Origin of the sequence: Pantoea sp. UYEF8 (assembly GCF_040546285.1) — a bacterium.
Classification (GTDB): Bacteria; Pseudomonadota; Gammaproteobacteria; order Enterobacterales; family Enterobacteriaceae; genus Pantoea; species Pantoea brenneri.
Genome location: NZ_JBEPNM010000009.1, coordinates 91,250 through 103,916, shown reverse-complemented (window position 1 = coordinate 103,916; position 12,667 = coordinate 91,250). Strand labels below are relative to the sequence as shown.

Annotated in this window: 15 protein-coding genes; 11 read left to right on the top strand and 4 right to left on the bottom strand. The window is 57.3% G+C overall.

Annotated elements, in window-relative coordinates; all coding sequences use genetic code 11:
- Positions 1 to 86 precede the first annotated feature (86 nt).
- Positions 87 to 668, bottom strand: coding sequence for an acyl carrier protein phosphodiesterase (locus ABIB18_RS16840; RefSeq protein WP_031374698.1), 582 nt, complete (start codon positions 666 to 668; stop codon positions 87 to 89).
- 103 nt (positions 669 to 771) lie between these two features.
- On the opposite strand from ABIB18_RS16840, the gene queA reads away from it, so the two are divergent.
- From queA to secF, 5 genes are all read left to right on the top strand, one after another.
- Positions 772 to 1,842 (top strand): tRNA preQ1(34) S-adenosylmethionine ribosyltransferase-isomerase QueA, encoded by a 1,071-nt coding sequence (gene queA, locus ABIB18_RS16835; RefSeq protein ID WP_354474892.1) that lies wholly within the window; start codon positions 772 to 774, stop codon positions 1,840 to 1,842.
- 75 nt (positions 1,843 to 1,917) lie between these two features.
- Positions 1,918 to 3,066, top strand: coding sequence for a tRNA guanosine(34) transglycosylase Tgt (gene tgt, locus ABIB18_RS16830; protein WP_031374696.1), 1,149 nt, complete (start codon positions 1,918 to 1,920; stop codon positions 3,064 to 3,066).
- Positions 3,066 to 3,398: a preprotein translocase subunit YajC gene (yajC, locus tag ABIB18_RS16825; protein WP_031374695.1), complete on the top strand. Its 333-nt coding sequence runs from the start codon at positions 3,066 to 3,068 to the stop codon at positions 3,396 to 3,398. The genes tgt and yajC overlap by 1 nt, the downstream gene beginning before the upstream one ends.
- A gap of 25 nt (positions 3,399 to 3,423) precedes the next feature.
- On the top strand, positions 3,424 to 5,271 hold the full coding sequence (gene secD / locus ABIB18_RS16820; protein ID WP_072050997.1) for a protein translocase subunit SecD: 1,848 nt from the start codon (positions 3,424 to 3,426) through the stop codon (positions 5,269 to 5,271).
- 10 nt (positions 5,272 to 5,281) lie between these two features.
- Positions 5,282 to 6,250, top strand: a complete 969-nt coding sequence (gene secF / locus ABIB18_RS16815) for a protein translocase subunit SecF (RefSeq protein ID WP_069727932.1) — start codon at positions 5,282 to 5,284, stop codon at positions 6,248 to 6,250.
- Positions 6,251 to 6,309: 59 nt separating this feature from the next.
- On the opposite strand, the gene ABIB18_RS16810 is transcribed toward secF, so the two are convergent.
- Positions 6,310 to 6,879, bottom strand: coding sequence for a DUF3251 domain-containing protein (locus ABIB18_RS16810; protein WP_069727933.1), 570 nt, complete (start codon positions 6,877 to 6,879; stop codon positions 6,310 to 6,312).
- Positions 6,880 to 6,896: 17 nt separating this feature from the next.
- On the bottom strand, positions 6,897 to 7,334 hold the full coding sequence (gene lysM / locus ABIB18_RS16805) for a peptidoglycan-binding protein LysM (RefSeq protein ID WP_089562045.1): 438 nt from the start codon (positions 7,332 to 7,334) through the stop codon (positions 6,897 to 6,899).
- Positions 7,335 to 7,521: 187 nt separating this feature from the next.
- Between lysM and nrdR the strand changes: the two genes are divergently transcribed.
- The 6 genes from nrdR to pgpA all read left to right on the top strand — a co-directional run bounded on the left by nrdR (position 7,522) and on the right by pgpA (position 11,596).
- Positions 7,522 to 7,971 carry a transcriptional regulator NrdR gene (nrdR, locus tag ABIB18_RS16800; protein WP_009091750.1) on the top strand — a complete coding sequence of 150 codons (450 nt, stop codon included), beginning with the start codon at positions 7,522 to 7,524 and terminating at the stop codon, positions 7,969 to 7,971.
- A 3-nt stretch (positions 7,972 to 7,974) separates the two neighbouring features.
- A complete protein-coding gene (ribD, locus tag ABIB18_RS16795) occupies positions 7,975 to 9,078 on the top strand; it encodes a bifunctional diaminohydroxyphosphoribosylaminopyrimidine deaminase/5-amino-6-(5-phosphoribosylamino)uracil reductase RibD (protein WP_046288488.1) in 1,104 nt (367 codons plus the stop codon).
- Between the two features lie 91 nt (positions 9,079 to 9,169).
- Entirely contained in the window at positions 9,170 to 9,640 is a 471-nt protein-coding gene (ribH, locus tag ABIB18_RS16790; RefSeq protein WP_031374691.1) for a 6,7-dimethyl-8-ribityllumazine synthase, read from the top strand.
- 19 nt (positions 9,641 to 9,659) lie between these two features.
- Positions 9,660 to 10,079 carry a transcription antitermination factor NusB gene (gene nusB, locus ABIB18_RS16785; RefSeq protein WP_031374690.1) on the top strand — a complete coding sequence of 140 codons (420 nt, stop codon included), beginning with the start codon at positions 9,660 to 9,662 and terminating at the stop codon, positions 10,077 to 10,079.
- A 55-nt stretch (positions 10,080 to 10,134) separates the two neighbouring features.
- Entirely contained in the window at positions 10,135 to 11,112 is a 978-nt protein-coding gene (gene thiL / locus ABIB18_RS16780; RefSeq protein ID WP_031374689.1) for a thiamine-phosphate kinase, read from the top strand.
- Entirely contained in the window at positions 11,102 to 11,596 is a 495-nt protein-coding gene (pgpA, locus tag ABIB18_RS16775) for a phosphatidylglycerophosphatase A (RefSeq protein ID WP_159223913.1), read from the top strand. The genes thiL and pgpA overlap by 11 nt, the downstream gene beginning before the upstream one ends.
- Before the next feature lie 87 nt (positions 11,597 to 11,683).
- On the opposite strand, the gene ABIB18_RS16770 is transcribed toward pgpA, so the two are convergent.
- Positions 11,684 to 12,658 (bottom strand): aldo/keto reductase, encoded by a 975-nt coding sequence (locus ABIB18_RS16770; protein ID WP_354474886.1) that lies wholly within the window; start codon positions 12,656 to 12,658, stop codon positions 11,684 to 11,686.
- Positions 12,659 to 12,667 lie beyond the last annotated feature (9 nt).

Sequence of the window (12,667 nt, the reverse complement as noted above, 5' to 3'; positions counted from 1 at the left end):
GATGGCAAGATGGGGAGGGGGCGGGCAGGCGGCTTTTTTGTGCGGTATTGGCCGGCATCTGCCAGCCAACAGAAGAGGATCGGGTTTTACAGCGTTCTGGCCGTCGCCTGCGCCATTAAACGCGGATAAAAAATGAAAAACAGGGCTTCAAGCTGCTCATAGTGTTCAGTGAAGTCGTGATAAGAATCGCGCAGTGCCGCCAGGCGTGGGCGGCGGCTGGCCATGCCGTGCAGCACCCGTTCCAGCCGGGCGGGCTGGGCGTAGTGCTCGAACCAGCGTTCATGCCACATCACTGCGTTCAGCCGCTGAAATTCCTCCGGGGTCGCCGCCAGCTGCGGCACGATTTCGCGCTCGGCAGCGGCAGAAAACTGCGCCAGCGTCAGATCAGAGGTGAAATGCGTCCAGTGACGGGCCAGAAAATGGTCCCAGATGACATCAAGGGTAATCGGGGCCACGCGATAGGTTTCCGGACGGAACAGCTGACGGGCGCGACGGACTTCCGGCAACGCATCGGTCATGACGTCGAGCCGACGATGCATCAGAATGCCGTCAGCCACCGGCGTGGGCCAGTGCTGGTGCGGGTTACCGCGCACAAAATCAGCCATTAAATTGCCGAGTAGCGAGCTGTCAGCCAGTTGGGCCAGATGGAGATGAGCAAGAAAGTTCATGGCTCATTATAGGCTGAACTGCCTTTGCGCAGCCAGTTGTTCAGAATTGGTCGTTTTTCCGCTAAACTGTGCCGCCTGTTTTTGCCTGAGAAAGAACTCTTTCATGCGTGTCGCCGATTTTGCTTTTGAATTGCCCGAATCCCTGATTGCCCACTATCCCCAGGCGCAGCGCAGCGGCTGTCGTCTGCTGTCGCTCGATGGTCCCAGCGGCGCACTGACGCACGGTGTGTTCACCGACGTGCTGGATAAGCTCAATCCAGGCGATCTGCTGGTGTTCAACAACACCCGCGTGATCCCGGCGCGCGTCTATGGCCGTAAAGCCAGCGGCGGCAAAATCGAAATGCTGGTGGAGCGGATGCTCGACGACAATCGCGTGCTGGCCCATGTGCGCGCCTCAAAAGCACCCAAGCCGGGTGCAGCCCTGTTGCTGGGTGAAGATGAGAGCGTTAAAGCGACGATGGTGGCGCGCCACGACGCCCTGTTCGAGATCGCCTTTGACGATGATCGGGCAGTACTCGACATCCTGAACAGCGTCGGCCATATGCCGCTGCCACCGTACATCGATCGCCCTGATGAAGAGGCCGACCGCGAACTCTATCAGACCGTTTACAGTGCCCGTCCCGGTGCCGTCGCTGCGCCTACCGCCGGATTGCACTTCGATGAGCCGCTGTTGCAGGCGCTGAAAGAGAAGGGCGTTGAGATGGCATTTGTCACGCTGCATGTCGGGGCGGGCACCTTCCAGCCGGTGCGCGTCGACAACATCGAAGAACATCACATGCATGCCGAATATGCGGAAGTGCCGCAGGAGGTCGTGGATGCGGTGCTGGCCTGTAAAGCGCGCGGCAACAAGGTGGTCGCGGTTGGCACCACCTCAGTACGCTCGCTGGAGAGCGCGGCCAAAGCGAGTCAGGATGCGCTGATTGCGCCGTTCTTCGACGATACCCAGATTTTTATCTATCCGGGCTACCACTATCAGGTGATCGATGCGCTGATCACCAATTTCCACCTGCCCGAATCTACCCTGATTATGCTGGTCTCGGCGTTTGCCGGTTACCAGCACACCATGGCGGCCTACCGCGCTGCCGTGGCTGAGCAATATCGTTTCTTCAGTTATGGTGACGCGATGTTTATCAGCAAAAATCCGCAGGCGCCGATGGAAAAGATTGGCGACTGATTTATTAACCCACGACCTGACGCGCCTTCTGGCGCAGGGTTGTAGACATCGGACTGTTTCTCCGGTGGAGGCTTTGTGAAATTTGAACTTGATACCACAGACGGGCGCGCGCGCCGTGGCCGTCTGATTTTTGATCGCGGCGTGGTCGAAACCCCGGCGTTTATGCCGGTCGGCACCTACGGCACGGTAAAAGGCATGACGCCGGAAGAAGTGCAGGAGACCGGGGCGCAAATTATTCTGGGCAACACCTTCCACCTCTGGCTGCGTCCGGGCCAGGAGATCATGAAACTGCACGGCGACCTGCATGATTTTATGCAGTGGAAAGGGCCGATCCTCACCGATTCCGGTGGTTTCCAGGTCTTCAGCCTGGGCGACATCCGCAAAATTACCGAAGCCGGGGTGCACTTCCGTAACCCCATCAATGGCGACGCGATTTTCCTCGATCCTGAAAAGTCGATGGAGATTCAGTATGACCTCGGCTCCGACATCGTAATGATCTTCGACGAATGTACGCCGTACCCGGCGGACTGGGACTATGCCAAACGCTCGATGGAGATGTCGCTGCGCTGGGCGAAACGCAGCCGTGACCGTTTTGACAGCCTCGGTAACAAAAATGCGCTGTTCGGCATCATCCAGGGCTCGGTTTACGAAGATTTACGAGATGTGTCGGTGAAAGGTCTGGTAGAGATTGGCTTTGATGGGTACGCTGTGGGCGGCCTGGCGGTGGGTGAGCCTAAACAGGACATGCACCGTATTCTTGAGCACGTCTGCCCGCAGCTTCCGCAGGATAAACCGCGCTATCTGATGGGTGTCGGCAAACCTGAAGATCTGGTGGAAGGGGTCCGTCGCGGCGTCGATATGTTCGATTGCGTGATGCCAACCCGTAACGCGCGTAACGGCCATCTGTTTGTGACTGACGGTGTGGTTAAAATCCGCAACGCCAAATATAAAGATGACACTGCGCCACTGGATGCCGAATGTGATTGCTACACCTGTCGTAATTACAGCCGCGCCTACCTGTATCATCTGGACCGCTGTAACGAAATACTGGGCGCGCGTCTGAACACGATTCACAATCTGCGCTATTACCAGCGCCTGATGGCAGGTTTACGCCAGGCCATCGAAGAGGGTAAATTAGAGCGCTTTGTAAACGAGTTCTACCAACGGACGGGCAAAGAAGTTCCGCCTTTAACGTCTGATAATTCATCAATGAGGGAAATTTAATGAGCTTTTTCATTTCTGACGCCGTGGCCGCAGCAGGCGCACCGTCGCAGGGAAGTCCGTATTCTCTGGTGATCATGCTGGTGGTGTTTGGTCTGATTTTCTATTTCATGATCCTGCGTCCGCAGCAGAAACGTGCGAAAGAGCACAAGAAGCTGATGGATTCCATCTCAAAGGGCGATGAAGTGCTGACCAGCGGTGGCCTGGTAGGTCGCGTAACAAAAGTGTCTGACACTGGCTACGTTTCTATCGCGCTGAATGAGACCAATGAAGTGGTCATTAAACGTGATTTCGTCGCTGCCGTCCTGCCGAAAGGTACTATGAAGGCGCTGTAATTCTATCTTCCCTAAGGGAACTGCCGTGTTAAATCGTTATCCTTTGTGGAAGTATGTGATGCTGGTCGTCGTGATTCTCGTCGGCCTGCTGTATGCGCTTCCCAACCTGTATGGTGAGGATCCGGCCGTTCAAATCACTGGCGCGCGCGGAAGCGCCGCCAGTGAGCAGACGTTGGATCACATTCAGTCCGCATTAAAACAAGACAATATCCAGAGCAAATCCGTTGCGCTGGAAAATGGCGCCATTACCGCGCGCTTCGCTAACACCGATGTGCAGTTACGCGCCCGTGAAGCGATCATGAAGGCGCTGGGCGAAGACTACGTTGTGGCGCTGAATCTGGCTCCGGCCACGCCACGCTGGCTGACGATGCTGTCAGCGGAACCGATGAAACTCGGTCTCGATCTGCGTGGCGGCGTGCACTTCCTGATGGAAGTGGACATGGACACCGCCTTAGGCAAGCTGCAGGAGCAGAATGCCGATACGCTGCGTAGCGACCTGCGCACCAAAAATATTCCTTATACCAACGTCAACAAAATCGCGAACTACGGGGTGGAAATTCGTTTCCGTGACGCCGCCAGCCGCGATGCTGCTGTCTCCTGGCTGACCTCACGTCATCAGGATCTGGTGATCAAAAGCAGCGGCAATGATGCGCTGCGTGCCACCATGAGCGATGCGCGCCTGAGCGAAGCGCGTGAATATGCGGTCCAGCAGAACATCACGATTCTGCGTAACCGTGTGAACCAGCTGGGCGTGGCCGAACCACTGGTACAGCGTCAGGGTTCCGATCGCATTGTGGTTGAGCTGCCAGGTATTCAGGACACTGCACGCGCCAAAGAGATTCTGGGTGCGACCGCGACGCTGGAATTCCGTCTGGTTAATACCAGCGTTGATCCTACCGCGGCGGCCAGTGGCCGGGTGCCGGGCGACTCTGAAGTCAAAGATATGCGTGACGGCCAGCCGGTGGTGCTCTACAAGCGGGTGATCCTGACCGGTGACCACATCACCGACTCGACCTCCAGCATGGATGAGTACAACCAGCCACAGGTGAACATTTCACTGGATGGCGCGGGCGGTAACATCATGTCGAACTTCACCAAGGACAACATCGGCAAGCCGATGGCGACCCTGTTTGTGGAGTACAAAGACAGCGGTAAAAAAGATGCCAATGGCCGTTCAATTCTGGTGAAACAGGAAGAGGTGATTAACGTCGCCAACATCCAGTCTCGTCTGGGGAACAGCTTCCGCATCACCGGTATCAACAACCCGAACGAAGCACGTCAGCTGTCGCTGCTGCTGCGTGCCGGTGCGTTGATTGCGCCTATCCAGATTGTGGAAGAGCGCACTATCGGTCCGACCATGGGTCAGCAGAACATTACTCAGGGTCTGGAAGCCTGCCTGTGGGGCCTGCTTGCGTCGATCCTGTTTATGGTGGTGTTCTACAAGAAGTTTGGTCTGATTGCGACCAGTGCGCTGCTGGTGAACCTGGTGCTGATCGTCGGCGTCATGTCCCTGCTGCCTGGTGCAACCCTGACCATGCCGGGTATTGCCGGTATTGTGTTAACGCTGGCGGTAGCAGTTGATGCTAACGTACTGATTAACGAACGTATTAAAGAAGAACTGCGTAACGGGCGCTCGGTTCAGCAGGCAATTCATGAGGGCTATAAAGGCGCCTTCTCCAGTATTGTCGATGCGAACGTGACCACCCTGATCAAAGTCATCATTCTTTATGCGGTCGGCACCGGTTCGATCAAAGGCTTTGCGATTACCACCGCAATTGGTATCGCGACCTCAATGTTCACCGCGATCGTAGGTACCCGTGCCATTGTTAACCTGGTTTACGGTGGCAAACGCATCAACAAGCTGTCTATCTGAGGAGTGCGTTGTGGCACAGGAATATAACATTGAGCAGTTGAACCACGGGCGTAAAGTCGTCGACTTTATGCGCTGGGATAAGCTGGCCTTCATCATTTCGGGGCTGCTGATCGTAGCCGCGATTGCGATTGTCGGCATTCGTGGCTTCAACTGGGGTCTCGATTTCACCGGCGGTACGGTGATTGAGATCGCGCTGGAAAAACCGGCCGACCTTGATACGCTGCGTGGCGATTTGGTGAAAGCGGGCTTCGACGAGCCGCTGGTGCAGAACTTCGGCAGCAGCCGTGACGTGATGGTGCGCATGGCGCCCGTCACCGGCCCGGCAGGCACCGAGTTAGGCAACAAAGTGGTGTCGGTAATCAACCAGACCACCCAGCAGAACGCGACCGTTAAGCGCATTGAGTTCGTCGGCCCGAGCGTCGGCAGCGATCTGGCGCAGGCGGGGGCGATGGCGCTGCTGTCAGCGCTGATTGCGATTCTGATCTATATCGGTTTCCGCTTTGAGTGGCGTCTGGCGCTGGGCACCGTGCTGGCGCTGGCGCACGACGTGATCATCACCTGCGGTCTGCTGGCGCTGTTCCGGATTGAGATCGACCTGACGATTGTCGCCTCGCTGATGTCGGTGATTGGTTACTCGCTTAACGATAAAATCGTGGTTTCCGACCGTATTCGTGAGAACTTCCGCAAGATTCGCCGCGGCAGCTCTTACGACATTACCAACGTGTCGCTGACCCAGACGTTAAGCCGTACCCTGATTACGTCACTGACCACGCTGGCGATGATCCTGATCCTGTTCATCTTTGGTGGCGCGTTGCTGAAAGGCTTCTCACTGACCATGTTGATTGGTGTGACCATCGGTACGATTTCATCAATTTATGTCTCTTCGGCGCTGGCGCTGAAGCTGGGCATGAAGCGTGAACATATGCTGGTGCAGAAAGTTGAGAAAGAGGGCGCCGATCAGCCTTCTATCCTGCCGTAAGCGCGGTGGGATGATAAAAACGGGCTGCCAGTGATGGCGGCCCGTTTTTTTTGCGCCAGTTAAGGCGCAGCAGGAACGGTTTGAGCCGGTGCGTCAGCGGTAACCTGGTGCACCCGGATAAAGCCGAGCTGATCCGGAGTCAGGCCACTCAGCCGCAGCGGAACCTCAACGGTATGTTGCGGTAACAGTGAGGCGGGCACGGCGATGTTCTGACTCAGACTATCGCTGTTGAGCGGTTTGCCGGTTGCCGGGTCCAGTTCGCCCCAGATTACCGTGGCATGCAGCGCAGGCAACGGTTGATCGCCCATTGCGCGGATCGACAATGTGGTCCGCGATCCACTGGCTTCGGCTACCACCGGCGACAATGTCAGTCGCAGGGTGCCGAGCTGAGTCTGCAGCGCGACCGGGGTATTCGCCTGCGGTACCAGCCATGCACCGTTGCTGGAATGGCTGTTGAGCTGCCCCTGTATCTCCAGCGCACTGGCCTGGGTGGTTAAGTGTTGCATCTGCTGATTGAGCTGGCTCACTTCCTGATGCAACTGCTTAACCTGCGGGTTGGTCGCGGGAGTACTGCAACCGCTCAGTAACGCCAGTGAAAGTGCTGCTGGCGCCCAAACCGTCCTGATCATAAGTTTATCCTTGTCGGTTATTTTGGAATGCGTAAAACCTGGCCAGGATAGATCTTATCAGGATGCGACAGCATTGGCTTGTTGGCTTCGAAAATCTTGTTGTATTCGTTAGCATTTCCATAAACCTGCTTTGCAATAGCGCTCAGCGTGTCGCCTTTTTTCACGGTGTAAAGTTCAGACTCAGTAGCGCTGTCGCTGGTTGTCACCTTGTCTTCGACTTTGGTGATGCCGGCAACGTTACCGGCGGCGATCAGAATTTTCTCTTTCAGCTCCTGTGACAGGCCGTCACCGCTTACCGTGACGGTATCGCCATTCACTTTCACATCGACCTTGTCGCTGTCCGGCAAGCCCAGCTTGTTGATGTGGTCCTGCAGTTTTTTATTTTGATCGTCGCCACCGTTCACGGCATCCCAAAGCTTTTCACCCGCTTCTTTGACGAAATTAAACAGTCCCATACAACCTCCAGTGTGTTAGTAGATATACGCCGTCTTGCGGCTCTATAAGCGTAGACCCTTTTGCCGCAGCCGCGATTTAACACCGTTTATGCTGGGCGCTGGCCGACGGAATGGCACGGAAGAGATTTTGTTGACCGGCAGTTCGCGCTACACTGTCAGGCCCATCTATCTCGCGTCAGGAAACGTCATGCATTGCCCATTCTGCTCCGCTGTGGACACCAAAGTGATTGATTCTCGTCTGGTTAGTGAAGGATCGTCGGTGCGACGCCGGCGCCAGTGTCTGATGTGCCATGAACGCTTTACCACCTTTGAGGTGGCGGAACTGGTGATGCCGCGCGTGGTAAAAAGTAATGACGTGCGTGAGCCTTTCAATGAAGACAAAATGGCCAGCGGGATGATGAAAGCGCTTGAGAAACGTCCGGTCAGTGCTGATGCGGTCGAGAGCGCGGTGAACCACATTAAAACCCAGCTGCGCGCCACTGGCGAACGCGAAATTCCCAGTAAACTGATTGGTAATCTGGTGATGGACGAGCTGAAAAAGCTCGATAAAGTCGCCTATATTCGGTTTGCCTCGGTTTACCGCAGCTTCGAAGATATTCGTGATTTTGGCGAAGAGATCGCCCGGTTACAGGATTAAGCCATGACCGATGAAATCTACATGGCGCGCGCGCTGGAACTGGCGCGCCGCGGCCGCTTTACCACCATGCCCAATCCGAATGTGGGCTGTGTGATTGTCCGTGACGGTCAGGTGGTGGGCGAGGGCTGGCATCAGCGCGCCGGCGAGCCTCATGCAGAAGTGCATGCTCTGCGGATGGCCGGTGATAAAGCACGCGGTGCCACCGCCTATGTAACGCTGGAGCCGTGCAGCCATCATGGTCGCACGCCACCCTGCAGCGACGCGCTGATTGCCGCTGGCGTGAGCCGGGTGGTCGCCGCGATGCAGGACCCCAACCCGCAGGTTGCCGGTCGCGGATTGCACCGGCTGCATCAGGCCGGGATTGCGGTCAGCCACGGGCTAATGATGGAAGAGGCGGAAGCGCTGAATCGCGGTTTCCTGAAGCGGATGCGTACCGGTTTTCCGTGGATCCAGCTTAAGCTGGGTGCCTCGCTGGATGGCCGCACCGCGATGGCGAATGGCGAAAGCCAGTGGATCACCTCGGCGGCCGCCCGTCGCGATGTGCAGCGCTTGCGGGCGCAAAGTGCCGCGATCCTCAGCAGCAGCGCCACGGTGCTGGCTGACGATCCGTCGCTGACGGTGCGCTGGTCCGAACTCAACCCGGACACCCAGGCGTTACTTGATCAACAGCAACTGCGGCAGCCGCTGCGGGTGATTGTCGACAGCCAGAACCGCGTGACGCCGCAGCATCGGCTCATTGACCAGCCGGGTGAAACCTGGCTGATGCGCCATCAACCCGATCAGCAGCATTGGCCAGAGCGCGTCAGTCAGATCGCCGTGCCGCTGCGCGAACAGCAGCTGGATCTGGTGGCGATGATGATGCTGCTGGGTCAGCGTCAGGTGAACAGCGTCTGGGTCGAAGCGGGTGCCAGCCTGGCGGGCGCGCTGCTGCAGGCCGGACTGGTCGATGAACTGATTGTCTATCTGGCACCGAAATTACTCGGCGACCAGGGACGCGGCCTGTGCCAGTTACCGGGCCTTGATCGTCTGGCTGATGCGCCAGGCCTGATTTTCCGCGACGTTCGCCAGGTCGGTGAGGATTTACGCCTGACCCTGACGCCGCAATAACACGGACGGAAAAGCGAGAGCACGCCGCCGAAGAGTATGATAGAATCCGCCCCCCTGCGCGGGGCCAAACAAACCCCCTGAAAGGATAAGTATGAAAGTTATCGAAGCTGCTGTTGCAACGCCTGAGGCCAATGTTGCCATCGTTATTGCGCGTTTTAACAACTTCATTAATGACAGCCTGCTGGATGGTGCAGTTGATGCCCTGAAACGTATTGGCCAGGTCAAAGATGACAATATCACCGTAGTCTGGGTTCCGGGTGCGTATGAACTGCCGCTGGCAGCGCGCGCACTGGCAAACACCAGCAAATATGACGCCGTTATTGCTCTGGGCACGGTAATTCGTGGTGGCACTGCTCACTTCGAATATGTGGCCGGTGAAGCCAGCTCCGGTATCGCCAGCGTTGCCATGAACAGCGAGATTCCTGTCGCGTTCGGCGTGCTGACCACCGAAAATATCGAGCAGGCCATTGAGCGTGCTGGCACCAAAGCCGGTAATAAAGGTGCCGAAGCGGCCCTGACCGCGCTCGAAATGATCAACGTATTGAAAGCCATCAAAGCCTGATTTTTGTAAGGGGAATTTTGTGAAACCTGCTGCTCGTCGTCGCGCCCGTGAGTGCGCTGTTCAGGCGCTTTACTCCTGGCAGTTGTCCAACAACGACATTGCCGATGTGGAATACCAGTTTCTGGCGGAACAAGACGTCAAAGACGTCGATATTAGCTATTTCCGCGAACTGCTGTCCGGTGTGGCGACCAACAGTGCGTATCTGGATGGACTGATGAAGCCTTACCTGTCGCGTCAGCTCGAAGAGCTGGGCCAGGTCGAAAAAGCTATCCTGCGTATCTCGCTGTATGAGCTGAGCAAACGCGCTGATGTGCCCTATAAAGTGGCCATCAACGAAGGGATTGAGCTGGCGAAAGTGTTCGGCGCTGAAGACAGTCATAAATTTGTTAACGGCGTACTGGATAAAGCCGGTCCACAGATTCGACCCCATCGCAAATAAACAAAAAGGCCGGCTTGCCGGCCTTTTTTCATAAAGGGTTAAGCGGAACGTAATTATGTCTTGTGGTGAATTCGAACTCATCGCACGCTACTTCAACCGCAGAACGCGCAGCCGTCGTGATGTCGAACTCGGTATCGGCGACGATTGTGCGTTACTTAGCGTGCCGGAAAAACAGACGCTGGCGATCAGTACCGATACCCTGGTCGCGGGCGTGCATTTCTTACGGGATATTCATCCTGCCGACTTAGGCTACAAAGCGCTGGCGGTTAACCTCAGCGACCTTGCCGCTATGGGCGCCGATCCGGCGTGGCTGACGCTGGCCTTGACCCTGCCGCAGGTCGATGAGAGCTGGCTCGCTGCCTTCAGCGCCAGCCTGTTCGAGCTGCTGGAATATTACGATATGCAGCTGGTGGGCGGCGATACCACTCGTGGCCCTCTGAGCCTGACGCTGGCGATTCACGGCCTGGTGCCGCAGGGCCGCGCCCTGAAACGTTCGGGCGCAAAACCGGGTGACTGGATCTACGTCACCGGCACGCTGGGTGACAGTGCGGCCGGCCTGGCGCTGCTGCAACATCACTGCCGCATCAGCGATCCGGCGGTTCATGAAGCGCTGATTAAACGCCATCTGCGGCCGATGCCGCGCATTCTGCAGGGGCAGGCGCTGCGTTCTCTGGCCACCTCAGCGGTCGATCTTTCGGACGGTTTGATCTCTGATCTCGGCCATGTGCTGAAAGCCAGCGGCTGTGGCGCGCGCCTTAATCTCGACGCGTTACCGCTTTCCGCCGCGCTACGCGATCACTTCGAACCCGAGCAGGTTTTACGCTGGGCGCTGAGCGGTGGCGAAGATTATGAACTCTGCTTCACCGTACCCGAGGTGAACCGCGGCGCGCTGGATGTGGCGCTCGGCCACCTTGGCGTGCCCTATACCTGCATTGGTCAGATGGCACCGGAGTCGGAAGGGCTGATGCTGCTGGAAAACGGCAAGCCAGCGACGTTCCGCCATAAAGGGTTTGATCACTTTGATACTAAATAACGACGTGGCAAAAGGCCGCCTGCGGATGAGCAATCCGTGGCATCTGCTGGCAACCGGTTTTGGCAGCGGACTCAGCCCGGTGGTACCGGGCACCATGGGCTCGCTGGCGGCGATCCCCTTCTGGTGGCTGATGACGCATCTGCCGCAGGATCTCTATTCGCTGGTGGTGCTGGTGGGGATCTGCGTCGGCGTCTACCTCTGCCATCGCACCGCCAAAGATATGGGCGTTCACGATCACGGCAGCATTGTCTGGGATGAGTTTATCGGCATGTGGATCACCCTGATGGCGATCCCGATCAACAGCTGGCAGTGGGTGCTGGGCGGCTTTGTGCTGTTCCGCATTCTGGATATGTGGAAACCCTGGCCGATACGCTGGTTCGATCGCAACGTGCATGGCGGCATGGGCATCATGGTTGACGATATTATTGCCGGCGTGATTGCCGCCGCGATGCTGTACGGCTTCGGTATCTGGCTGGCCGGCTAAAACGGTGGTCGGCATCCCGCATGGGATGCCGTTATCGCCGCGCACCTTAACTCCGCGAACTCTGCGGTCAGGTGCGGGCGTCAGCGTTTATTCGAATCCGACCGCCTGATGCGGTTGATAGACCTCTTCCAGCGTAGCAATCTCAGCCTCACTCAGCGTCACATCCACCGCCTTAACCAAATCATCGAACTGCTCAGCCCGCGAGGCACCGATAATCGGGGCCGTCACGGCGGGTTTACTCAGCAGCCACGCCAGTGCGACCTGCGCCCGGGTGACGCCTTTATCCTCAGCCACCTGCACCAGACGCTGCGCAATCGCCGCATCGTTCTCTTCGGTATTGGCATACAGCGAGGCCATCACCTTATCCGAGGTCGATCGCGCCGTGGTTTCGCCCCACGGACGGGTCAGCTTGCCGCGTGCCAGCGGGCTCCACGGCAGCACCGCGATCTGTTCCTGCAGGCAGAGCGGGTGCATTTCGCGCTCCTCTTCACGCTGAATCAGGTTGTACTGATCCTGCATGCTGACGAAGCGATGCCAGCCCTGCTGCTTCTGCAGGCTTAGTGCCTGGGCAAACTGGCTGGCATGCATTGATGAGGCGCCGATATAGCGCGCTTTACCGGCCTGCACCACATCGTGCAGCGCTTCCAGCGTCTCTTCCAGCGGCGTGTCGTAATCCCAGCGGTGGATCTGCAGCAGGTCGACATATTCCATGCCAAGGCGTTGCAGGCTGTCATCAATCGATTGCAGGATATTCTGGCGTGACAGGCCCTGCGACAGATTAGTCAGCGGGAAGTAGACTTTGGTGGCGACCACGACCTCATCGCGGCGGGCAAAATCTTTCAGCGCCCGGCCGAGGATCTCTTCACTGCTGCCATCGGAGTAGCTGTTGGCGGTGTCAAAAAAGTTGATGCCGGCATTCAGCGCCTGCTGAATCAGCGGGCGACTGCTGGCTTCCGGCAGCGTCCAGGCGTGATTCCCGCGCATCGGCTCACCATAGGTCATACAGCCGAGACAGAGACGTGAAACCTGCAGATCGGTATTACCCAGTTGAATGGTTTTCATAATGACTCC

Excerpts from the sequence above, each read along its gene's own strand:
- ABIB18_RS16840 (WP_031374698.1), bottom strand. The coding sequence starts at position 668 with ATGAACTTTCTTGCTCATCTCCATCTGGCCCAACTGGCTGACAGCTCG.
- queA (WP_354474892.1), top strand. The coding sequence starts at position 772 with ATGCGTGTCGCCGATTTTGCTTTTGAATTGCCCGAATCCCTGATTGCC.
- yajC (WP_031374695.1), top strand. The coding sequence starts at position 3,066 with ATGAGCTTTTTCATTTCTGACGCCGTGGCCGCAGCAGGCGCACCGTCG.
- ABIB18_RS16810 (WP_069727933.1), bottom strand. The coding sequence starts at position 6,879 with ATGATCAGGACGGTTTGGGCGCCAGCAGCACTTTCACTGGCGTTACTG.
- lysM (WP_089562045.1), bottom strand. The coding sequence starts at position 7,334 with ATGGGACTGTTTAATTTCGTCAAAGAAGCGGGTGAAAAGCTTTGGGAT.
- nrdR (WP_009091750.1), top strand. The coding sequence starts at position 7,522 with ATGCATTGCCCATTCTGCTCCGCTGTGGACACCAAAGTGATTGATTCT.
- ribD (WP_046288488.1), top strand. The coding sequence starts at position 7,975 with ATGACCGATGAAATCTACATGGCGCGCGCGCTGGAACTGGCGCGCCGC.
- ribH (WP_031374691.1), top strand. The coding sequence starts at position 9,170 with ATGAAAGTTATCGAAGCTGCTGTTGCAACGCCTGAGGCCAATGTTGCC.
- thiL (WP_031374689.1), top strand. The coding sequence starts at position 10,135 with ATGTCTTGTGGTGAATTCGAACTCATCGCACGCTACTTCAACCGCAGA.
- ABIB18_RS16770 (WP_354474886.1), bottom strand. The coding sequence starts at position 12,658 with ATGAAAACCATTCAACTGGGTAATACCGATCTGCAGGTTTCACGTCTC.